The following is a 20,231-nucleotide window of genomic DNA, read 5'->3' on the forward strand; positions in this document are numbered from 1 at the left end:
TGTTGAACTCAACGCTAGACCGACCCGGCGGCTCGTGTCAACAGTCGTTGAATACAATGCGCTGATGCCTCCGAAGGTGCGTGACGGCGAAGCCACTCGAGCGGCGATCCTGGGGATTGCGCGCTCTCAGTTCGGCGACCACGGGTTTGAGCGCACGACCATTCGGTCGGTCGCCTCGGCGGCCGGTGTGGACCCGGCGCTCGTCATGCACTACTTCGGCAGCAAAGCTGAATTATTCGCTGCCGCTTCGCGATTCGACGTGACGTTTCCGGATCTCTCCGGCGTCGCGCCGGAGCGGATCGCCGAGATACTGCTGCCGCTGTTCGTCTCGGTCTGGGGCCCAGACGGCCCGTTTCTGCCGCTGCTGCGGGCCGCCGCGACCAACAAGGCGGCTTCGGCGGCCCTGCTGGAGGTGTTCGTCGACCGCGTGGCCCCGGCCCTGGCCACCGCCGTCCCGGACCGCCCCGCCGAGCGGGCCGCGCTGGTGGGCGCTCAGGTCCTGGGCCTGGCGACGGCCCGCTACATCCTGTGCATCCCGGCGCTGGCCGACATGGACGACGCGGAGCTCATCGAGTGGCTGAGGCCGGTGCTCGCGCACTACCTGACCGGCTCCGTCCGGTGACTGATGTGTTCGTGCACGCACTGGATGAATGCCCGGGTAGCGGCGGATTGCAGCTGGGTCTGCGGGGCCACCAGGTGAACTTCGCGCCGCAGGTCCGCATTCTGCACCGGTAACAAGACCAGCGTCGGATTGGTCTGAGCACGGCTGTGCGCGACCGATTCGGGGAGCAACGCCACGCCCAGGTTCTGGCAGACGAAGTGGATCACCTCATCCACGCGCGTGACCTCGAATGCCACCCGGCGCTTGACCGCGGCGAACCCGCGGTCAGTCTCGCGCCGCAGCCCGTAACCGGGCGGGAAATCGATGAACGGAAGCTCGGCCAGTTCGTCCAACGTGACCGCGGGCTCTTTGGCCAGCGGGTGTGTGACCGGCAGGACCGCGACGAGCGATTCGGAGAACAGGTGCTCGCAGGCCAGGTCGGTCGATCGTGCGGCGTTGGACCCGACGATCGCGACGTCGAGTTTGCGTTCCCGGGTGGCTTGGACCAGCAGGTCACTGCCGCCGCTGCGCAGGGTCACGGTGACGTCGGGATACCGGGCATGGAAGGTCGCCATCAGCGCGGCGACGTCCAGACTCTCCGACGGGATCTCCATCATCCCGACCGTGAGCCGCCCGGTCACCGCGCCGCGCAGCGCCTGGGCGTCGATAGCCAGCTGGTCCACCCCGGCGATCACCTGGCGCATCAGGGGCGTCAGCGCCTCGCCGGCCGGCGTCAGCGAGACCGACCGGGTGGTGCGATTGAAAATCGGCACGCCCAGCTCGTCCTCGAGTTTGCGCACTTGTTGACTCAGCGCGGACTGCACCACGAACAGCCCCTCCGCCGCGCGAGTGAAGCTCCGGGTCTCCGCCACGGCAAGGACGTAGCGCAGCTGCTGCAGGTTCATCTGATCAATCACTCTCCATGATTGATCAGATCATATCTATGCGCTGGACGGCTAAGTGCTGGTCACCGACAATTGTCGGCATGTCTGTCGTCGTGCGCCCCACCGGTGAGTTGCGGGCCAACGACTGCTCATCGGTCGAGGTCCGAGACCGGATCAACGCGGAGTTCGCGACGTTGCCTTTTCTCGGCACCCTGACCTGCGGGACCGAACAGGTCGTCGCCGGGTCGGTCGAGGAACTCGTCTTCACCTACACCGTCGGGCAAGCGGGCATCGCTGACAGCGGTTGGCTGAAGCTGTGCTTCCGCTACTACTCCGACTGGGACCTGCAGACTTCCGACCCCCGCGGCCGCGATTACGCGACCGCGTCCGTGGTCAGCCGGTCGCTGCTGGGTGGCGCATCCCAAGAAGGAACGGTCCGACTGCTCGTCACCCGCTATGACGTCAAAGGTGGTGAGCGGCCGTTCCAGAAGTCACTGCTGGTGCACGCGGTGGACGGCTTCCTGCGACCCGGCGATGTCATCGAGATCAGGTTCGGCGACCGGCGTTTCGGTGGGCCCGGCACCCGCGTGCAGACCTTCGTCGAAGACGATTTCGAGATGCACCTGTTCGTCGATCCCCTCGGCACCTCGCGGATGGCCCATGCCGGGGTCGTCACGATGGCAGTCGTCCCTGGGCCGCCCGCGAATCTGGTGGTGCACGGACCGCGAGTGGTAGCCCCCGGCACGGCGGGGATCCGGTTGCGCGCCCACCTGCAGGACCGCTGGGGCAACGTCTGCCGCGATGTTCCCGCCACGATCAGCGCCCACGCCGACGGCGAAAACCTCACCAGTGCAACGACTCCGACGAGCGGCTGGGCGCACGCCGCGTTGCGCGTGCCGACCCGCGCGGGCGCGATCGAGGTGAACGCGCAAGCCGGCGGCGTCACCGTCGGACCCGCCACCGCTCGGATAGACGTGGTGGCGGATCTGCCCGCGCGACACGGCTATTTCGCCGATCTGCACGTCCATTCCAATGACACCGTCGGAACACAGAGCACGGACTGGAACCTGCGCTACGGGCGCGACATCGGCGGCCTGGACATTCTCGGCTACACCGCCAACGACTTTCAGATCACTGACGGCGCCTGGGCCGATGTGGTGGCCGCCTGTCGCGCCGCCGCCCGGGACGGCGAGTTCGTGTGCTTCCCCGGCGTGGAGTGGTGCGGAACCGCCGGCGTGGGCGGCGATCACAATGTGGTGTTCCTCGGCGAGGACACCACCATCGCGCGCTCCCTGGAGTGGCGACAGGGCATGACCGCCACCGCGCCGGCACCGCAGACCTGGCCGATCACCGAACTGTACGCGGCGTACGAGAAGGAGCCTGACTCTTACCTTCTCATCCCCCACGTCGGAGGCCGGCGCGCCATCCTCGACTGGCACCACCCCGAACTCGAGCGGCTCATCGAGGTGCACTCGACCTGGGGCAGCAGCCCATGGTTTCTCGAAGACGCACTGGCCCGTGGTCTCAAGGTCGGTGCCAGTGCCGCCAGCGACGAACACCGGGGCCGTCCGGGCGGCGGTGCGCCCGGCGCCAACATCTTCGGTGGGTTCGGTGGTCTGACCGGAGTGCTCGCCGACGATCTGACCGCCGAACATGTCGGGCGGGCACTGCGGGCCCGGCGCACCTGGGCAACCACCGGCAGCAGGTCGGTCGCCTTGCTGCGCAGCGGTGATGACTGGATGGGCGACGAAATCCTCACCGCTGCTGCAGAATTGCAGCTGCAATACGGGTTGTACGGCACCACCGGCTGGGAAGAGCTGGTTCTTCACGACGCGCGGGGACCATTGTGGCGGCGCGATCTGAACATGGAATTCGGTCTTTCGGAGTCGCTGGTGCGGATTCGCTGGGGCGGGGCCCGGCACCGGGACCGCTACCGCTGGGCGAGCTGGGCCGGCCAGCTGCATGTCACCGGCGCTAGTATTGAATCGGTAACACCCTGGGCGGCAAGTCATCCCGAGCAGACCATCGAGACCGACGGACAGACCATCAGCTGGCGCACCACGACCTACGGCTCCGACATCGGGTTCCTGATGCGGCTCGGGGAGCTGTCGCAGGCCCGGTTCGACCTCGAGACAACGGTCCACGAGGACGACCATCGTGCCACCATGACCGTGACCGGCCAGGAACTGATTGCGCAGTCCTTTCATGAACAACCTTGCGGGGGACTGAATCTGCGCGTCCGCGCCGAACGTATCGCCGAACCCTCGGCGCTGCCCGGCACCCTGCAAGGCAGCGTGTCAGTGGAGTTACCCGCCCAACACAGCGCCGTCTATCTGCGGGCGACGCAGTCCGACGGACACCAGGTCTGGACCAGCCCGCTGTTCTTCGCCCGTCCACAGGCGCGGCCACGATGACAGGCCACGCCGCCCTGACCCGGCGACGCCACGTGGATTTCGGTCGCGTCACCCGTGCGGCATGTCGCCGCGCGCACGACGGCTGACGTATCGCGCCGTCCCCAGCGGCCCCTGTCTTTGACCCTTTTCGGGAGAACCCATGTCCATCCCCAGGTTCGCCTACGCGGCAACCATTTCCGTCCTCGCCCTGACCGCAGCGCTGGTCGGATGCGCCGGCCACAACCCGGCGTCGAAGTCCTCCGGTGTCACGTTGCGGCTGGGCTATCTGACCCGCATCACCCACGCGTCCGCCCTGGTCGGCATCGACAACGGCGCGTTCGCCCGGAATCTCGGACCTCTGGTCAAGTTCGAGCCGCAGCCCTTCAGCCAGGGCACCGCCGAGACCACCGCGTTGTTGTCTGGTCAGCTCGATGCGGCGTTCGTCGGCCCCAACCCGGCCTTCAACGCCTGGCAGCGGTCGAATGGCACTGCCATCAAGATCATTTCGGGCTCAGCGACCGGCGGCACCTCGATGGTCGTCAAACCCGGCATCAACTCCGCGGAGGATCTCCGCGGCAAGACGGTCGCCGACCCGGCACTCGGCGGCGCCCAGGACGTCAGCGTCCGGGACTGGCTGCTGAAGAACGGGTTGAAGACCAACGCGCAGGGCGGTGGCGACGTCTCCATTAAGCCGACCACGCCCGAATCGGCTATCGTGCAACAGTTCACCAGCAATCAGATCGTCGGCGCCATCGTCTCGGCCCCCTACGATGTGCAGCTGGTGAATGCCGGCGGCACCAGGCTGTGGTCGGACCCGAACACCATCACCATCCTGGTGGTCCGGCAGGAATTTCTGGCCGCCCACCCGGACGTGGTTGCCGGGCTGGTGCGGGGCCAGATCCAGGCCAACGAGACCATCCACACCGATCCCGATGCGGCGGCGCGTTCAGCCAACGCCACATTGACCAAGGCGTTAGGCGCCGGGCTCGCACCCGACGTGCTCACCGCCTCGTTCCAGGAGACCATATTCACCAATGATCCCGGTGTGCAGTCACTGAACGACCAAGTGCGCAAGGCGGTTTCGGTAGGCCTGCTCCAACCGCTGAACCTGGACGGCATCTTCGACCTCAGCCTGCTCAACCATGAACTCGCGGCCGTGGGGCAGCCGCCGGTGGCGGCGTGACGACCGCCGCCTGGCAGGGGGTTGTGTTGCCGGACCTGCCTGAGGCTGCACCGGCGATCCGGCTGGACGGGGTGGCGAAGCGTTACGGCAAGGGCCGGGCGCGCACCGACGCACTGGGGCCACTGTCGTTGGCGGTCGGCGAGAACGAGTTCGTCTGTGTCGTCGGTGTTTCCGGCTGCGGCAAGAGCACGTTGCTGTCGCTGGTCGCGGGACTCGACCGGCCGACCTCAGGTCTGGTGGAGACCGGCGAGCATCGGATCGCCATGATGTTCCAGGAGCCCGCTCTGTTTCCCTGGCTGACCGCCGCCGGCAATGTGGAACTGGCGCTTCGGGCCTGCGCCATTCCCCGCCGCGACCGGCGTGCGAAAGCCCGTGAACTGCTGGACACCGTCGGACTCTCCGACTTCGCCGACCGCCGGCCGCACCAACTCTCCGGCGGCATGCAACAGCGAGTGGCGCTCGCTCGCGCCCTCGCCCAGGACGCGGACGTGCTCCTGATGGACGAGCCGTTCGCCGCCCTGGACGCGTTGACGCGCGACCGACTGCAGGGCGAACTGGAACGAATTGTCGCATCCCGCAACCTGACCGTGGTCTTCGTCACCCACAACGTGCGGGAGGCGGTGCGTCTGGCGGACCGCGTGGTGCTGTTGAGCGCCCGGCCGGCCCGCGCGGTCGAGGAGTTCACGGTGGCGTTGCCCCGCCCGCGCGACATCAACACCGCGGAGGTCGCGGAACTGGCCGCCCACATCACCGAGCAACTCAATCGGAGCGCGCGTGTCGACGAAAGCTGATCAGACGAGCGTCCGCGCAACACACCGCATCGCCGGTTCGCTGTGGCCGAAGTTCTTCGGCGTCACAACGATTTTGGCGATCTGGCAACTGGTCGCGCTGAGCGGGTGGAAGCCGTCGTACGTGCTGCCCGGCCCCGCGGCCGTCGCCGAGAACCTGTACCACCAGATGCAGGGGCCGCTGCTGTGGGACGCCATCGGGACCACGATGGGTCGAGCGGTGACGGGCTTCGCCCTGGCCGCTGTGATAGGGACGGTGGCCGGCGCGCTGATAGCGCGTAATCCGCTGCTGCGCGCTGCTTTCGGTCCGCTCATCACCGGCCTGCAGACCATGCCGGCGATCGCATGGTTTCCGTTTGCGATCATCTTCTTCGGTCTCGACACCTCGGCGATCCTGTTCGTCATCGTCATCGGTGCCGTCCCGGCCGTGGCGCTCGGGGTGATCTCCGGCGTCGACCACATCTCGCCGCTGCTGCTGCGTGCCGCAACGACATTGCAGCTTCGATCCGTCGCGTTGTACCGGCACGTGATCCTGCCCGCCGCGCTGCCGATGTTCGTCGCCGGCCTCAAGCAGGGGTGGGCCTTCGCGTGGCGCAGCCTGATGGCCGGTGAACTCGTGGTGCTGGTCGCCAACACGTCCTCCATCGGGGTGCTGCTGGAGAACGCGCAGAACCTCAGCGACATGCCTTCGGCAATCGCCGTGATGATCGTCATCCTGGTAATCGGCATCTTCGTCGACGCCCTGTTCAGTGCTCTGGACCGGCAGGTCAGACGGCGGTGGGGTCTGCTGGACGAACGCGATGCGTGACGGCCGGCCCTTGCGGCTGTGGGCCTTCGGCGATGCGCACGTGGGTACCGACAGGCAATACGGTCGAGAAAGCCTGGCGGAAGCCATCGTTCACACCGAGTGCGGAGGACGCGACGGCGGGCCCGCGTTCGACTGGGACCTCGCGATCGACGTCGGGGACATGTCGGGGGCTCATCACAGCCTGCCCGACGACGCCGAAGGCCAGGAAGTGCGAAGGCAATTCGGCGCGCTGCGCCGGCACCGGCGCGAGGACGTGTACAGCGTCTGCGGCAACCACGACCGTAGCGGCCTCGACGAGCAGGAGGCCTGGTGGTGGCGCAAGTGGATCGATCCGCTCGGCGAGCACACCGAGAGCTCCGGGGTGGACCCGCGGCGCCGGCGCTTCCCGGTCACCGGAAGCTGGGAACGTTACTCGTTCCAGGTGGGCAACCTGCTGTTCTTGATGATGAGCGACCGCAACGAACCGACCCAGCGGGTGGGCCGCGGCACCCTGGGCGGAAACCCCGGCGGCGTGGTCAGCGGCGAGACTTTCCGGTGGTGGAAAGAGATGGTCGCGGCGCACCCCGACCTCAACATCGTCACAGTGCATCACTACGTCCTGAAGGACACCACCGTCGCCTCCGGGGAATGGGAAGGTGTCCGTCAGGGTGCTGACGGGCAGTGGCACGAGCACTATCACCGCCCCTTCGCGCAGGGCACGCCGCAGGGCGCATCCTTCCTCTACTGGGTGGACAGCCAACCCGATTCGGCGCAGTTCGAGACGTTCCTGGCCGAACGGCCCGGCCGGGTGGCGATGTGGCTCGCCGGACACACCCACACCCATCCCGATGACCGGCACGGCGACAAGACTCACATCGAAAACCGTTGGGGAACCTGGTTTCTCAACGTCGCGTCACTGAGCCGGCATCACATGCCGCTGACCACCCTACCGGTCAGCAGGCTGCTGACCTTCACGCCGGGCAGCAATGATGTCCGCGTGCGGTGCTACCTGCACACCGACCAGCACGCCGCTCAGGGCTGGTATGCACCCGCCGAACGGACGATCACCCTGCCGCAACCTTTCCAGTGGCCGGCCTGATTTCGAAGTGCGCCGGTTCCGGTGCGGCCAGCATGGACGTCAAGGTCGCGCGGTCCCACGGCCACAGGTCGATCGCGTTGCCGTCGGTGAGGTACCAGGAGTTGCAGCCGGTGTTCCAGACCGTCGGTGTCATCGCCTCTGCCACAGCGGCATTGAACTCGTCGGTGGCCTCTTCGGTCACCTCGATCGATGAGACCGCACCGTCGCGCAGCATCTCCAGAAAACGCGCGATGTAGTGCGCAGTCCGCTCCGCCGAGTACTGCAGTGAGATCGATCCCGTGGGGGAATTCGGGCCGAGCACGGTGAACAGGTTGGGAAAGCCGGGAATCGCGGTCATCCGATAGGCTCTCGGTCCGGCGGCCCAGGCTTTGTCGATGGTCAGGCCGTCACGCCCGGTGACTTTCATCGGCCGCATGTAGTTGTGCGCCTGGAAGCCGGTGGCCAGCACGATGACGTCGGCGGGCCGGTGCCTGCCGTCCGCGGTCTGGATCCCGGCCGGGGTCACCGCGGTGATCCGTTCGGTCACCAGCTCCGCGTTCCCGGCTTGGATTGCGCGGTAGTAGCTTCCGGAGACCACCTGACGTTTACACAGGGGCTGATAATCGGGGGTCAGCTTGTGCCGCAGCACTTCGTCGCGCACCTGCAGCCGAAGGCAGAGCCGGGCGTAACCCTGGACAGCGCGCCGCCGCCACGACGGACGGGTGGTGACATCGGCGAGAATTCCCGACGCCCACAGCAGCGTTCGATACATCCGATTGTGGCCGCCGGGGAAACGCCTCAGGGCCGTGCCGAGAAATGCGCTCTGGCGCAGCGACATCGGCGCCCAGAGGATCCATTGGGGCGACCGGACGTAGTGGGCGATCGATGCGGCGCCCGGCTGCAGCGCGGAGAGGACCTGCACGCCCGTCGAACCCGTCCCGATCACCGCGATGTCTTTGCCGGCGGTGTCGACGGCGTCGTCCCAGCGCGCGGTGTGCAGTACCGGGCCGGGAAATTCGTCGAGCCCGGGAATGTCCGGGACTGCCGGATGATGCAGCACCCCGGTGGCGCAGATGACCACGTCGGCGTCCAGCTCCGCACCGCCCGCTGTCACCAGCGTCCAGCTCGCGGTCTCCTCGTTCCATTGCGCGGCAACCACTTCGGTGTTCAACCGGATCCGGTCACCGAGACCGAGTGAGTCCACCACGCCGCGGTGATACCGCTGGATGTCGCTTCCCTCGGCCCAGATGTGTGACCAGTCGGCCTTCGGTGCCCAGCCGAACTGGTAGAGCTGCGAGGGGACGTCGCAGCGCAGCCCCGGATAGCGGTTCCAGTGCCACACCCCGCCGACGTCGGACGCTTTTTCCAGCACCGTGACATCGGAGAATCCGCGCTGGGTGAAGACGTGCAGTGCGGTGATCCCGGCGAGTCCCGCGCCGATGATCACGACGCGCGGTTCCCGGCTCATACGTGAATCTCGCTGTCTGCCAGCGCTTGACGCACGGTGGCGGGTGCGGTGGTCATCGCTGCCTCGAATGCCGTCCGGCGGCGGCCGCGATTCATGAAGTTCGCGCCGAGGCCGGCGAGGTCGGCGACCGTCGGCACGATCGGGACCACGCGCTGACCCCGTGCCCGCGCGGTGGCGATCTCGGCCCACAAGCCGGCCGACATCGGTCGCCGCAACAGCCGGTCCTCGAGCACGCCGCCGATGCCCGGGACGCGCACACCGGGTACCGAGGCCATCGGCGCGATGACGTAGATGACGTCGGCGTCCCCGGGTGCGACGAGATCCACCGACGCAGTCGAGGCTGCGCCGCCGTCGACGTAGGTGCGTCCGTCGATGGTCACCGGCGGCATCCAGCCCGGGATTGCCCAGGATGCCCGAAGTGCCTCTCCCGCAGTGGCTTTCGGCGATCCGGGTGCGCCGAAAGCGACACGTAAACCACCCTGTACGTCGTAGGCCACCATCCGGGTGCCGGGATGTGCGGGCCAGCCGCCGGGCGACGCGAATCCGTCGGCCAACCGCTGCAGCCAGCCGGCGTCACCGCGGCCGGTCGGCGCAATGCCGGTCAGCGCGGCCAGGCCGGACTGCGACCGCAGCAACGCCGGATTGAGCAGCCGGGGACGCGGGAGCGGGGGCAGCCCGGGCGGCGTGTCGTCGAGGTGGCGACGCAGCCTTTCATCGGACGCCTGCCCGCGGTGCATGGCGACCAAGTCGGCGACCGCGGCGCCGCCGCCGAGCATCGTGACGATCTCGGCACCCGCCGATGTCCCCTGCAGGACGTCAGCCTCAGCGGGCTCACGTCCGGTCTGCTCGGCCAGTGCATGCAGGGCGGCGATGATCCAGGCGCCCCCGATCGTGCCGCCACAGCCGATGACCAGAGCCGTTTTCGGGGCCTTCTTGGTCACGCGTCTCCTCGTATGCCGGCCTGATCTAGGCCCGGGCCGGCAACCTGCGTTCGATGATCGTCAGCGCACGCTCGGCCCAACGGACGTTTTCCTGCTCGAAAGATATGCCACGCAGCAGGGTCAGGTAAGGACCGACCCGTTCGGCCTCGGTCACGAACTCCTCCTCGGTGCGGCCGGCGAGCAGGCGGGTGCGCAGGCGCTCGTAGCGTTCGAGTTTGGCCTTGGCCCATTGCAGGCGCTCGGCGATCGAGTCGCGGACGGCTCGGGTGTCGCCGGCATCGGCGGCGGCGACCTTGATCATCAGGTCGTCGCGCATCATCGACGGTTTGGGAGCCTTGGCGGTGAGCTGCGTGACCGCCTCACGCCCGGCGTCGGTCAGCGAGAACATGCGCTTGTTGGGGCGACGTTCCTGGTGAACGACGCGCGCCTGGATCAGACCCTGCTCGGCCAGCCGGTCGAGTTCGCGGTAGAGCTGTTGCGGCGTGGCCATCCAGAAATTGGCGACCGAGGCATCGAACTCCTTGGCCAGGTCGTATCCCGAGTACTCGCGCTCGAGGAGCGCGGTCAGCACGGCGTCACGCAGCGACATCCGCCGATAGTACAACGATGCACCTATTCAACAAAGTGATTATTTGCCTATGGACATACGGACGGTCAGGATCTAGCGTCGATCTCATCTACTCAACAAATTGACTATCTTGCGAGGTTTTGATGCACCCCTTCCGTAAAGCCGTCGAGGCGCACGATGTCGAAGCCGTCGAGGCGATGCTGGCCGACGACGTGGTGTTCACCAGTCCCATCGTGTTCAAGCCGTACGCCGGCAAGCCGATGACCAGGGCGCTGCTGCGCGGGGTGTTGCGGGTATTCGAGGACTTCCGCTACGTCCGGGAGATTCACGACGAGAACGGCCGCGACCACGCGTTCGTGTTCGAGGCGACGGCGGCCGGCAAACAGGTCACCGGCTCCGACTTCCTGCACTTCAACGAGGACGGCCTGATCGACGACTTCATGGTGATGGTGCGGCCGTTGTCCGCCGCCAAGGCCCTGCAGGAGGCGATGGGCGCGCAGTTCGACCGGATCACCGAAGAGGCGCTCGAGTTCGCGTCCGAACTGAGTCACGCGCAGGGCAGCTGACTATGCGGATCGGATTGGCGATCAACTATGCCGGTGGATTCAAGGAAGTGGCCGCCGAAGTGGCCGACTTGGAGCGGGCCGGATTGGACATTGTCTTTGTGCCCGAGGCGTATTCGTTCGACGCGGTGAGTGCACTCGGTTACCTTGCGGCCAGTACCGACCGGGTCGAACTGGCCTCGGGGATCCTCCAGCTCTACACCCGAACGCCCACTCTCACCGCGATGACCGCGGCGGGACTCGACTACGTTTCCGACGGCCGCTTCACGCTCGGGCTGGGCGCGTCGGGGCCACAGGTGATCGAGGGTTTCCACGGTGTGCCCTACGACGCTCCGATCGGGCGCACCCGCGAGGTCATCGAGATCTGCCGGCAGGTGTGGCGCCGGGAGACGCTGAAATACCAGGGCAAGTACTACACGGTGCCGCTGCCGCCTGAGCAGGGGACCGGTCTTGGCAAGCCTCTCAAGCTCATCAATCACCCTGTGCGGGAAAGGATCCCGATCCTGATTGCCGCGTTGGGACCTAAGAACGTCGAACTGGCTGCGGAACTGGCCGAGGGCTGGCAACCGATCTTCTACCTACCGGAGAAGGCGCAGGATGTGTGGGGCGATGCCCTGGCGGCCGGCAAGGCCAAGCGTGATCCTGCCCTGGGCCAGCTCGAGGTGTACGCCGGCCCGACGCTGGCGATCGGCGAAAACGTCGAGCCGCTAAGGGAATTCGTCAAACCGCATCTGGCGCTCTACATCGGCGGCATGGGGGCCAAGGGCAAGAACTTCTATCACACCCTGGCCACCCGGTACGGGTACGGACCGCAGGCCGACCGCATCCAGGAGTTGTACCTGTCCGGCGACAAGGAAGGCGCCGCCAAGGCGGTACCCGACGAACTGGTGCGCGATGTCAACCTGATCGGCACCAGGGAGTTCGTTAGGGAACGCGTGGCCGCGTTCCGCGAAGCGGGGGTGACGACGCTGAACGTGGTACCCATTGCAGGGACAGCCGCCGAGCGGGTCAAGCTGATCGAGGAACTTCGCGGGCTGGTCGACTGAGCCCGGCCTAGGACGCGGGACGGCGGCGGGATGAACCTGGAGTGGCCGCGACTCCGGTCATCGACGTCATCGCCTCGGCGAACCGCGGATAGATGATGGCAGGCCCGATCCACCGGGCCAGGAAGCGTCGCAGGTCGGCGCCCCGGCGTGGGGGTTGCCCCCGGTCGACGAGGAACGAATGCAATATCCGCAGACAGAATTCGGAGAGCTCGCCCAGCGCGGCGTCGTCGAAACCGTTGGCGTCCCAGTCGACGTCGTAGCGGTGTAGCATCGCGCGGCTGAACGCCACCGCCGTTTCGGACGAGATCGACGGAACCGCGCCGCCCTGTTGACGTTTGGTGAGGATGAGCCGGATCCGGTCGTCCGCGGCCAGGTTCTCGATCGCAAAAGCCAGGCCCTCGACCATCGCCCCGACCGGATCGGTTTGACCGCGCACGTGGTCGGCCAGCTGCTCCAGGAACCCGTCGCCGGATCGCATGGCGGTCGCCAGCAAGAGCGCCTCTTTGCCCGGGAAATAGCGGTAAACGGTCTGGCGCGTCACACCCAGCGCGCGCGCCACGTCGGCGATGCGCATCGCCGACCCGCGCTCGGCGACGATCGCGTCGGCCGCGTCCAGGATGCGGGCGATCGCCTCCTCGTCGGAAGCGGGTGTGTTGCCTGCCCAACCGTGACTACGCGCCACTACCGGCTCGTCCGTGCCGCTGACATGCCGCGATCATATCGGGGGCAACGCGCGGTCCGTCCGCGTCACGGCTGCGTGGCGCCGATCGAGTACCAGTGTGCGGCGCTCTTCGGTTCTTCTGCGTACCGGTGGAACCAGCGTCCGGCGAACGTGGGAATCCTCTCGCGGGCGGGGTCGTGGCCAGGACCCTGCGAACGGACCAATCCGGTCAGCATCGCTGCCAGCTCGCGCTTCGGGACACCGGCATAGGTGGCCTGGCCGGGGTCGGTCAGCTCGCGGGCTGCGCGCAGCGAGGCATAGAAGGCCTTGGGAGACAAGCCATCAGGTATCAGCCGGCCGTATGACCCACCGTCCGCCGCCGGCACGTGCTCCCGGAACCCGCGTGTGATGATCTGCAGGATTTCGTCGATGTGCCGCGCCACACCGGCGACGGTCTTGAGGCGGTAGGGGTAGCTGTCGTGGACCGCGTCGTACACCTTCAGCGCCGAACTGCGGTGCTCGATCTCCTCTACGAAGTGCCAAAGGAACAGTGACGCAACGCGTTCGTCACCGGGTGCGAACAGCTTGTCTTCGTGGTCGAGAAACACCTTGAAGTACGGAGTGAAGGTCGCCTCGACGGCCGCCACATACCCGAGCCGCCAGGCCAGCGGCTTGGTTGCGGTCAGCCGGTCGAAGGACGCCACCACTTCGTCCATCGTCTCCTGCAGTCCGGGCCAGCGGCGAACCAGCGCGCGATAGTGGCTGAGATGCGCGGCCGAATGCTGGGCCTCCTGGCGCAGATAGGCATTGGCCTCCTCGGCGATCTCCGGATCCCGGATCAACGGAATGGCCTCGCGCGTCGCCTCGACGATGAACTTCTCGAAACCCGGTGCAAAGAAAGTGATTACGTTGCATTGCATGGCAAAAGCCGGGCGCTCGGGTTGCCAGTTGAAGGGTATGTCGGAGCCCGCGAAGTCGAAGCGGACTCGCCGCACCTGAATATCTGTCGTCACGCGCCCGCCATTTCGTTTGGCCCCCTCAGTGACTCACTGCCAACGGTAGCGGCCCCGTCCAATCCTGGCAATACGTTCCAGAGTAAATGTATGGTGGTGCGATGGGTTATCCGACCGGGGGTGCCGTCGCCGGGGCCGCCGGGGCCACTGCAGCGGACGGCAATGCGTTGCTCGGCCTGCCGTTCGCCGATTCCGATGACGTCATCCGCGACGCCGTGGCCCAGGCCAGTGTTCCCGCACTGCTGATGTCCATGGTCCACATGACCGGCGACCTCAGCCTGCTCGACGAGTTGCCGCGGCCGTTCGCCCTCATCGCGATGGACCTGCAGGGTGCGATGAGCGAGCCAGACAAGAATGCGGTGCGCGAGCGCGCCTTCGAGGTGATCCGCCACTACCGCGACCGCGGCTGCCCCCCGCCGTATGTTCCGGGTCCCGAGCAGATGCGGGTGATGCTCGACGTGATCTCGGCCGGCACCGTGACCGAGGAGTACGTCGACTACGTGGCCGCCGACCTGCGGTTCACCGATGCCGACCAGAACGGGCCCACGCTCAGGTCATCGCCGCGGCAGCGCGCTGACTTCCCGGTCGTCGTCATCGGGTGCGGCGAGGCAGGACTGTTGGCCGGGATCAAGCTCAAAGCGGCCGGCATCCCCTTCACCATCATCGAGAAGCAGGCAGGAGTTGGCGGAACCTGGTTGGTCAACCGCTACCCGGGCTGCCGGGTGGACATCGCCAACCAGTACTACGCCTACTCATTCGAACCGACGGACCACTGGACCCACTACTACTCCGAGCAGCCGGAGATCCTGCAATACCTCAACGACGTGGCGGCCCGGCACGACATCGGTCCGCACGTGCGATTCAACACCGCGGTGACCGGTGCGACGTGGGACGACGAGTCGGCCACCTGGCAGGTGATCGTTCGGGGTGCCGACAGGCGGGCCGAGACGCTCACCGCCCGGGCACTGATCTGCGCGGTAGGCCAGTTCAGCAACGCGGTGATCCCAGACATCAAGGGCGCCGGCATGTTTCGCGGACCGTCCTGTCACACGGCGGACTGGTGCGACGATGTCGATCTGACCGACAAGCGGGTGGCGGTGATCGGTGCCGGCGCCAGCGGATTCCAGCTCGTGCCGGCCATCGCCGACACCACCCGACAGGTCGACGTCTATCAGCGCACGCCGCAGTGGATGGCGCCCAACCCGATGTACCACGACGCCGTACCGGACGGCGCGAGATGGGCGATCCGCCATCTGCCCTACTACGGCCGATGGCTGCGGTTCGTCTCCTGGTGGCCGCTCGCGGACGCACTTGACGAACAGGTGCGGATCGATCCGGGCTGGGACAACGGCGGGCTCTCCTGCAACGAGTCCAACCACGCCATCCGGGAGATGTTCATCGCCTGGATGCGGGTCTTCTGTCAGGACGAGGAGTTACTGGCCAAGGTCACTCCGAAGTATCCGCCGATGGGTAAACGAACGTTGCAGGACAACGGAACCTGGCTGAAGACGCTGCAACGCGATGACGTCGAACTCGTCACCGACGGGATCGCCGAGATCACCGAAGACGGGGTGACCACCGTCGACGGGGTGCACCGTCCGGCGGACGTGCTGGTGTGGGCGACCGGTTTCGATGTCAACCACCAGCTGGGACCCATCGACGTCCGCGGCCTCGACGGAGTCGATCTCAACACCGCCTGGGGCGACTCGGCCTACGCCTATCTGGGCGTCACGGTGCCTGGCTTCCCGAATTTCTTCTGCATGTACGGGCCAGGCACCAACGGCGTCAACGGAGCCAGCATCATCTACAACTCGGAGTGCCAAATGCGCTGCATCATGGGATGTATCGACATGGTGCTGGCGGGCGGCTATGGCTCGGTGATGCCACGCGCCGAGGTGTGTGACGACTACAACCGCCGCAACCAGGAACGCCTGAAAACCATGGTGTACAGCCACCCGGCGGTCAGCAGCAGCTACTACAAGAACGCGGCCGGGGGATTGCCGACGCTGTACGGATTCCGCATCTTCGATTATTGGCGGTGGACCAGCCGCCCGAACCCGCAGGATTACGAATTGCGCCCGTGATGGGAGTCAGGCGACCGCAAGGAACTCGAGAATGGCCGCGCACACTGCGGCCGGCTGGTCGATTTGGAGGAAGTGTCCGGCACCGGCGATTGTTCGTACCCGGCTCCCTGGTGGCAGCGATTCGATGACGCCGGCAAGGTACTCGACCTGAACGGCGCCGTCCTGCTGACCGTGGAGCACCAGCAACGGTGCGCGGGGAAGCAGGAACCGAAACCGGTGCAGTTCCGCGTATTGCAATGCGGCACTGGTGAATCGGACCAGGGACCGGTAGTAGGACACCGCCGCTCTGCGGTGGGTGAGGGTGGGCAGCGCGGCCATCGTCGCTGCCACCCCGTCGCGGACGTCGGCGCCTCGCGGTGACCAGTCCTGCCACAGCCTGGGGATAACTCGGGGCAGCACCCGCTCCGGCAGGAACGGCAGTTGAAAGAACAGCACGTACCAGCTCCTGCGAAGTTGCCTCGCCGTCATCCGAAAACCTTGCGCAAGTCCGCGTTTCGCATTGCCAAACGCGCGAATCGGTGGGATGCCCATCGAGATGTGAGCACTGAACGGAGAGCCACCGTATGCGGCGAGGCCGTTGGTGGCGAATGCGCCCCAGTCGTGTCCGATCAGTACGGCGTCGTCCGGACCACCGAGGTGCGCGTGCAGGTCGATGAGGTCGCTCATCAGCGCACCCAGGTGGTAGTCGCCGTCCGGTGCGGGTCCTGTCGGAGCGTAACCCCGGGTGAAGGGCGCAACGACGCGAAATCCGCTGTCGGCCAGCATGGGTGCGAGGATCCGCCAGCTGTGGGCACTGTCTGGAAAGCCATGAACACATAGGGCCAGCCGCCCCTGCTCCGGTCCCCATGTCAGTGCCGTCATCCGCAGTCGCGGCAGGTCGAGTTCGATCACACCCGGGGCAGCCATTTCTTGACCATACAATAATTCGTACGTGTACTGTGATGGTGGCGACCAAGAGGGGGACCGGGGCGCAAAGTCCAGCACCACTGGTGCCGGACTCCGCGCCCGTCGGACCCGAGTTGATCTAGGAGTCCGTCATGCCACGACCGGAAGCGCTGGATCTCACGCGGCGGGTGCTCAAGCACTTGGAGGACGACTCGCTCGACACCGTCGAGGACGTATGTCGCGAACCGCGTGAAGCGTTCACCGATCCCGAATGGTTCGACCGTGAACTCGCCACGTTGCGCCGGGTGCCCCATGTCATCGGCTGGGCCGGTGAAGTCGCGGCGCCGGGGAGTTTCACGACGAAAGACGTTATGGGCGTGCCGGTCTTGGTGGTCCGTGGCAAAGACGACCTGGTGCGCGCCTTCGTCAACGGGTGCGCCCACCGCGGCGCGCAAGTCGCCGCTGACTGCGGGACCACAAAGATGTTCACCTGCCCCTATCACAACTGGTCATACGGGCTGGACGGCCGACTGGTAGGAGCACCCGCGCGCAGGATGTTCGCCGGCGCTCTCGACGGACGGGGACTGACGCCGCTGCCGATCAGCGACGAGGCGGGACTCCTTGTCGTAGGCCTCAACCCGGACGTGGATGTCACACGCGCGCTCGGTGAGATTGCGGAGCCGCTGAGCCACTACGATTTTGATGTCCGGCAGCACGCCGAGACCAGGCGCTTCGTGATCGCCGCAAACTGGAAACTCGCCGTCGGTGTGAACTTCGAGGGCTATCACTTCCCGTACGTCCACCCCGACACCCTGGACCCAATCGCGACCAACAATTCGGTGTGCGACGTCTATGGGCGCCACAATCGGTGGGCATTTCCGTTCCGCGGCATCGCCAACTTCCGGGACTCACCCGAATCGGACTGGCCCGAGCAGTTTTTCGGCACCGTCGTCTATGGCCTGTTCCCGAGTTGCGTGCTGATAGAGGCGCCGGCCTCCTACCAGATGCTGCGGGTGTACCCCGGTCGCGCGCCGGGTGAATGCGTCATCCACATGACGTATGGCGCGCCATCGCCCATCACCACCGACCAGGAACGCGAGTGGTACCGGATGTCCATGGACGCGGTGTGTAACGTGCTGTGCAATCAGGACTTTCCGATGGCAGAGGCGTGTCAGCGTGGCCTCGAAGGTGGAGTGCCTGAGGTGCTTTTCGGGCGCAATGAGCCGATGCTGCACCATCTCGTCGCGGTTTGGCGGCAGGCCGTGCACGAGACGGTGGCCGCTGTCAGGGCCGGTTGAGGTAAGACGCTCCGAGATAGCGCTCCACGATGGCGCGTTCGGCCGCAGACTCACCGAGCGGCCAGCACCACAACGCCAGGAAGACGCGGATCAGCCATTGAGCAGCCAACGGGTCGTCTTCGCCAAGCATCTCAGCTGCAAAGCCGGCGACGACAGGTGACTTGGTCAGCCATTCGCTACCGGGCACCAAGTTCGTCGACTGCATGGCGTGAACCAGGGGATCGGCACGCATGCATTGCAAGGCGACGATGGTGGCGGTGACGACCCGCTCCGGGCCGGCGAGGTCTTTGATGGTCAGACGCACCGTCTCGAGGATGCGGTTCGCGTGGATGCGGACGACGGCGTCCCGGATGGCCGCTTTACCGCCCGCGCGCCGATAGATCGTCGCGGGCGAACAGTGCACGCGCTCAGCCAGGGACTCAATGGTGAAGGCCTCGTAGCCGACATGGGAGATCAGGTCGGCGGCGGCCGCGTAAATGCGATCGGCGGCCTCGTCGTGGCGATCCCGGCCCAACAACCAATCGTGACGGGGCATATGAGCCTCCTCTGCGGCCATGGCAAATCGCAGTCACTTTTTCGCAGTGTGAGACACAATTGCCCGATTTTCTCATCATAAACGGCTCGTCATGCCTCGCAAGCGAATTGATCGTCACCGGGTGGGCCACCGGACGCTCATCAACTTCTCCGCTGCCTATTGACCCCCTGGTGAGGCCGCATTCAGCCTGACATTGTGACTCCCGTAGCCGATCCAATCGACTTCTTCGGCGCCGAAACGTTGCAGAACCCCTACCCGATGTACGACCGGATGCGGGCGCAATCCCCGGTGCACCGCATCGGCGATTCCGAGTTCTATGCCGTATTCGGCTGGGATGCGCTGATCGACGCCGTCAACCGGGTCGAGGATTTCTCGTCCAATCTGAGCGCGACCATGGTTTATCACGAGGACGGAACGGTCACCCCGTTCCCGATGATCGAGGCGGGCAGCCCGAATCACGCACTGGCCACCGCGGACGATCCGGCGCATGCCGCGCACCGAAAAATATTGCTGCCGCACCTTTCCGCCAAGCGGGTTCGGATCATCGAGCAGTTCGCCACGCAAACCGCGGTTCACCTCTGGGACGAGGCGCTGCTCGAGGGGCGGATCGAGTGGATGAGCGCGGTGGCGAACCGGCTGCCGATGATGGTTGTCACCCAACTGCTCGGTCTGCCGGATCGCGACGTAGCGAAGTTGATTCGGCTCGGCTTCGCTACCACGACGCTGCTCGACGGCGTCGTGTCGCAGGCTCAACTCGAAGCGGCCGGCGCCGCGGCCTTCGAACTTGCCGGGTACGTTCTCGAACATTTCGAAAAGGCCGACACGGCGGCGGAATCCGGCCTGATTCAGGATATGGCGGCCCGCTGCGCCTCCGGAGAGGTGGATCAAACCGTCGCGATGGGCATCATGCTCACGTTGTTCAGCGCCGCGGGTGAATCGACCGCCTCGCTGCTGGGCAGCGCGGCGTGGATTCTCGTTGACCGGCCCGAGATTCAGCGGCGGCTGCGCGAGCGTCCCGAATTGTTGACCGCGTTAATCGAGGAAGTGCTGCGCTACGAGCCGCCGTTTCGCGGTCACTACCGACACGTGTGGCGCGACACGACGCTGGACGGCGTTGCGCTACCGCCGAATTCCCACTTGTTGTTGCTATGGGGCGCGGCCAATCGGGATCCCCGACACTTCGATGCGCCGAACGATTTTCGCCTGGACCGCAGCGGCGCCCGTGGCCACGTCACGTTCGGGAAAGGCGCGCACTTCTGCATAGGTGCCGCGCTGGCGCGACTGGAAGCTCAGATCGTCCTCCGAATGTTGCTGGAACGCACCTCCTGGATCGACGCGGCCGACGTAGGGGAATGGTTGCCGAGCATCCTGGTGCGGCGTCTCGACCGCCTCGAATTGGCCGTGCGGTAACTCCGCCCAGGAGCCGATATGCGCACACTTGCGCTGAGCCGCGCC

19 protein-coding genes are annotated in these 20,231 nt (G+C 66.3%); 11 read left to right on the forward strand and 8 right to left on the reverse strand.

All coding sequences use genetic code 11. The features are described 5' to 3' along the window. The first annotated feature begins 64 nt into the window (after positions 1–64). Entirely contained in the window at positions 65–622 is a 558-nt protein-coding gene (locus tag C0J29_RS00975; protein ID WP_120791251.1) for a TetR/AcrR family transcriptional regulator, read from the forward strand. Here C0J29_RS00975 and C0J29_RS00980 read toward each other — a convergent pair. Next, the gene (locus C0J29_RS00980; RefSeq protein WP_120791252.1) at positions 598–1,506 is read right to left on the reverse strand and encodes a LysR family transcriptional regulator; all 909 of its coding nucleotides are present in this window, start codon (positions 1,504–1,506) and stop codon (positions 598–600) included. The genes C0J29_RS00975 and C0J29_RS00980 overlap by 25 nt on opposite strands. A gap of 80 nt (positions 1,507–1,586) precedes the next feature. On the opposite strand from C0J29_RS00980, the gene C0J29_RS00985 reads away from it, so the two are divergent. The 5 genes from C0J29_RS00985 to C0J29_RS01005 all read left to right on the forward strand — a co-directional run bounded on the left by C0J29_RS00985 (position 1,587) and on the right by C0J29_RS01005 (position 7,735). Continuing rightward, positions 1,587–3,899, forward strand: a complete 2,313-nt coding sequence (locus tag C0J29_RS00985; RefSeq protein ID WP_120791253.1) for a hypothetical protein — start codon at positions 1,587–1,589, stop codon at positions 3,897–3,899. A 139-nt stretch (positions 3,900–4,038) separates the two neighbouring features. Next, a complete protein-coding gene (locus C0J29_RS00990) occupies positions 4,039–5,061 on the forward strand; it encodes an ABC transporter substrate-binding protein (protein WP_120791254.1) in 1,023 nt (340 codons plus the stop codon). Between the two features lie 56 nt (positions 5,062–5,117). Then, positions 5,118–5,852, forward strand: a complete 735-nt coding sequence (locus tag C0J29_RS00995; protein WP_120794465.1) for an ABC transporter ATP-binding protein — start codon at positions 5,118–5,120, stop codon at positions 5,850–5,852. Beyond that, the gene (locus C0J29_RS01000) at positions 5,836–6,657 is read left to right on the forward strand and encodes an ABC transporter permease (protein WP_242460591.1); all 822 of its coding nucleotides are present in this window, start codon (positions 5,836–5,838) and stop codon (positions 6,655–6,657) included. The genes C0J29_RS00995 and C0J29_RS01000 overlap by 17 nt, the downstream gene beginning before the upstream one ends. Further along, positions 6,650–7,735 carry a hypothetical protein gene (locus C0J29_RS01005; protein WP_120791255.1) on the forward strand — a complete coding sequence of 362 codons (1,086 nt, stop codon included), beginning with the start codon at positions 6,650–6,652 and terminating at the stop codon, positions 7,733–7,735. The genes C0J29_RS01000 and C0J29_RS01005 overlap by 8 nt, the downstream gene beginning before the upstream one ends. Here the strand turns inward: C0J29_RS01005 and C0J29_RS01010 are convergent. From C0J29_RS01010 to C0J29_RS01020, 3 genes are read right to left on the reverse strand one after another with little or no spacing between them, the layout of a single operon-like run. Next, complete coding sequence (locus C0J29_RS01010; RefSeq protein WP_120791256.1) at positions 7,701–9,182, reverse strand: flavin-containing monooxygenase; 1,482 nt, start codon at positions 9,180–9,182, stop codon at positions 7,701–7,703. The two genes, C0J29_RS01005 and C0J29_RS01010, sit on opposite strands and share 35 nt — an antisense overlap. Beyond that, the gene (locus C0J29_RS01015; protein WP_120791257.1) at positions 9,179–10,123 is read right to left on the reverse strand and encodes a patatin-like phospholipase family protein; all 945 of its coding nucleotides are present in this window, start codon (positions 10,121–10,123) and stop codon (positions 9,179–9,181) included. The genes C0J29_RS01010 and C0J29_RS01015 overlap by 4 nt, the downstream gene beginning before the upstream one ends. Positions 10,124–10,148: 25 nt before the next feature. Beyond that, positions 10,149–10,712, reverse strand: coding sequence for a PadR family transcriptional regulator (locus C0J29_RS01020; RefSeq protein ID WP_120791258.1), 564 nt, complete (start codon positions 10,710–10,712; stop codon positions 10,149–10,151). A gap of 122 nt (positions 10,713–10,834) precedes the next feature. On the opposite strand from C0J29_RS01020, the gene C0J29_RS01025 reads away from it, so the two are divergent. After that, the gene (locus C0J29_RS01025; RefSeq protein ID WP_120791259.1) at positions 10,835–11,257 is read left to right on the forward strand and encodes a nuclear transport factor 2 family protein; all 423 of its coding nucleotides are present in this window, start codon (positions 10,835–10,837) and stop codon (positions 11,255–11,257) included. 2 nt (positions 11,258–11,259) lie between these two features. After that, positions 11,260–12,300: an LLM class F420-dependent oxidoreductase gene (locus C0J29_RS01030; protein ID WP_120791260.1), complete on the forward strand. Its 1,041-nt coding sequence runs from the start codon at positions 11,260–11,262 to the stop codon at positions 12,298–12,300. A 7-nt stretch (positions 12,301–12,307) separates the two neighbouring features. Here the strand turns inward: C0J29_RS01030 and C0J29_RS01035 are convergent, their stop codons facing one another. Beyond that, positions 12,308–12,982: a TetR/AcrR family transcriptional regulator gene (locus C0J29_RS01035; protein ID WP_120791261.1), complete on the reverse strand. Its 675-nt coding sequence runs from the start codon at positions 12,980–12,982 to the stop codon at positions 12,308–12,310. Positions 12,983–13,047: 65 nt separating this feature from the next. Further along, positions 13,048–13,974 carry a metal-dependent hydrolase gene (locus tag C0J29_RS01040; protein ID WP_065045947.1) on the reverse strand — a complete coding sequence of 309 codons (927 nt, stop codon included), beginning with the start codon at positions 13,972–13,974 and terminating at the stop codon, positions 13,048–13,050. A gap of 101 nt (positions 13,975–14,075) precedes the next feature. Here C0J29_RS01040 and C0J29_RS01045 point away from each other — a divergent pair, with 101 nt between their 5' ends. Continuing rightward, entirely contained in the window at positions 14,076–16,058 is a 1,983-nt protein-coding gene (locus C0J29_RS01045) for a flavin-containing monooxygenase (RefSeq protein ID WP_120794467.1), read from the forward strand. 6 nt (positions 16,059–16,064) lie between these two features. Here the strand turns inward: C0J29_RS01045 and C0J29_RS01050 are convergent, their stop codons facing one another. Continuing rightward, positions 16,065–16,964 carry an alpha/beta fold hydrolase gene (locus tag C0J29_RS01050; RefSeq protein WP_120791262.1) on the reverse strand — a complete coding sequence of 300 codons (900 nt, stop codon included), beginning with the start codon at positions 16,962–16,964 and terminating at the stop codon, positions 16,065–16,067. Positions 16,965–17,095: 131 nt separating this feature from the next. On the opposite strand from C0J29_RS01050, the gene C0J29_RS01055 reads away from it, so the two are divergent. Then, positions 17,096–18,241 carry an aromatic ring-hydroxylating oxygenase subunit alpha gene (locus tag C0J29_RS01055; RefSeq protein ID WP_120791263.1) on the forward strand — a complete coding sequence of 382 codons (1,146 nt, stop codon included), beginning with the start codon at positions 17,096–17,098 and terminating at the stop codon, positions 18,239–18,241. On the opposite strand, the gene C0J29_RS01060 is transcribed toward C0J29_RS01055, so the two are convergent. Then, on the reverse strand, positions 18,228–18,776 hold the full coding sequence (locus C0J29_RS01060; RefSeq protein WP_120791264.1) for a TetR/AcrR family transcriptional regulator: 549 nt from the start codon (positions 18,774–18,776) through the stop codon (positions 18,228–18,230). The genes C0J29_RS01055 and C0J29_RS01060 overlap by 14 nt on opposite strands. A 258-nt stretch (positions 18,777–19,034) precedes the next feature. Between C0J29_RS01060 and C0J29_RS01065 the strand changes: the two genes are divergently transcribed. Continuing rightward, complete coding sequence (locus C0J29_RS01065) at positions 19,035–20,186, forward strand: cytochrome P450 (RefSeq protein ID WP_120794468.1); 1,152 nt, start codon at positions 19,035–19,037, stop codon at positions 20,184–20,186. Positions 20,187–20,231 lie beyond the last annotated feature (45 nt).

The sequence above is a fragment of the Mycobacterium paragordonae genome (genome assembly GCF_003614435.1).
GTDB lineage: Bacteria > Actinomycetota > Actinomycetes > Mycobacteriales > Mycobacteriaceae > Mycobacterium > Mycobacterium paragordonae.

Bases quoted from the DNA above. Each gene is read 5' to 3' on its own strand.
- C0J29_RS00975 (WP_120791251.1), top strand. From the start codon at position 65: ATGCCTCCGAAGGTGCGTGACGGCGAAGCCACTCGAGCGGCGATCCTG.
- C0J29_RS00980 (WP_120791252.1), bottom strand. From the start codon at position 1,506: ATGAACCTGCAGCAGCTGCGCTACGTCCTTGCCGTGGCGGAGACCCGG.
- C0J29_RS00985 (WP_120791253.1), top strand. From the start codon at position 1,587: ATGTCTGTCGTCGTGCGCCCCACCGGTGAGTTGCGGGCCAACGACTGC.
- C0J29_RS00990 (WP_120791254.1), top strand. From the start codon at position 4,039: ATGTCCATCCCCAGGTTCGCCTACGCGGCAACCATTTCCGTCCTCGCC.
- C0J29_RS01005 (WP_120791255.1), top strand. From the start codon at position 6,650: ATGCGTGACGGCCGGCCCTTGCGGCTGTGGGCCTTCGGCGATGCGCAC.
- C0J29_RS01010 (WP_120791256.1), bottom strand. From the start codon at position 9,182: ATGAGCCGGGAACCGCGCGTCGTGATCATCGGCGCGGGACTCGCCGGG.
- C0J29_RS01020 (WP_120791258.1), bottom strand. From the start codon at position 10,712: ATGTCGCTGCGTGACGCCGTGCTGACCGCGCTCCTCGAGCGCGAGTAC.
- C0J29_RS01025 (WP_120791259.1), top strand. From the start codon at position 10,835: ATGCACCCCTTCCGTAAAGCCGTCGAGGCGCACGATGTCGAAGCCGTC.
- C0J29_RS01030 (WP_120791260.1), top strand. From the start codon at position 11,260: ATGCGGATCGGATTGGCGATCAACTATGCCGGTGGATTCAAGGAAGTG.
- C0J29_RS01045 (WP_120794467.1), top strand. From the start codon at position 14,076: ATGGGTTATCCGACCGGGGGTGCCGTCGCCGGGGCCGCCGGGGCCACT.
- C0J29_RS01050 (WP_120791262.1), bottom strand. From the start codon at position 16,964: ATGGCTGCCCCGGGTGTGATCGAACTCGACCTGCCGCGACTGCGGATG.
- C0J29_RS01055 (WP_120791263.1), top strand. From the start codon at position 17,096: ATGCCACGACCGGAAGCGCTGGATCTCACGCGGCGGGTGCTCAAGCAC.
- C0J29_RS01060 (WP_120791264.1), bottom strand. From the start codon at position 18,776: ATGCCCCGTCACGATTGGTTGTTGGGCCGGGATCGCCACGACGAGGCC.
- C0J29_RS01065 (WP_120794468.1), top strand. From the start codon at position 19,035: ATGTACGACCGGATGCGGGCGCAATCCCCGGTGCACCGCATCGGCGAT.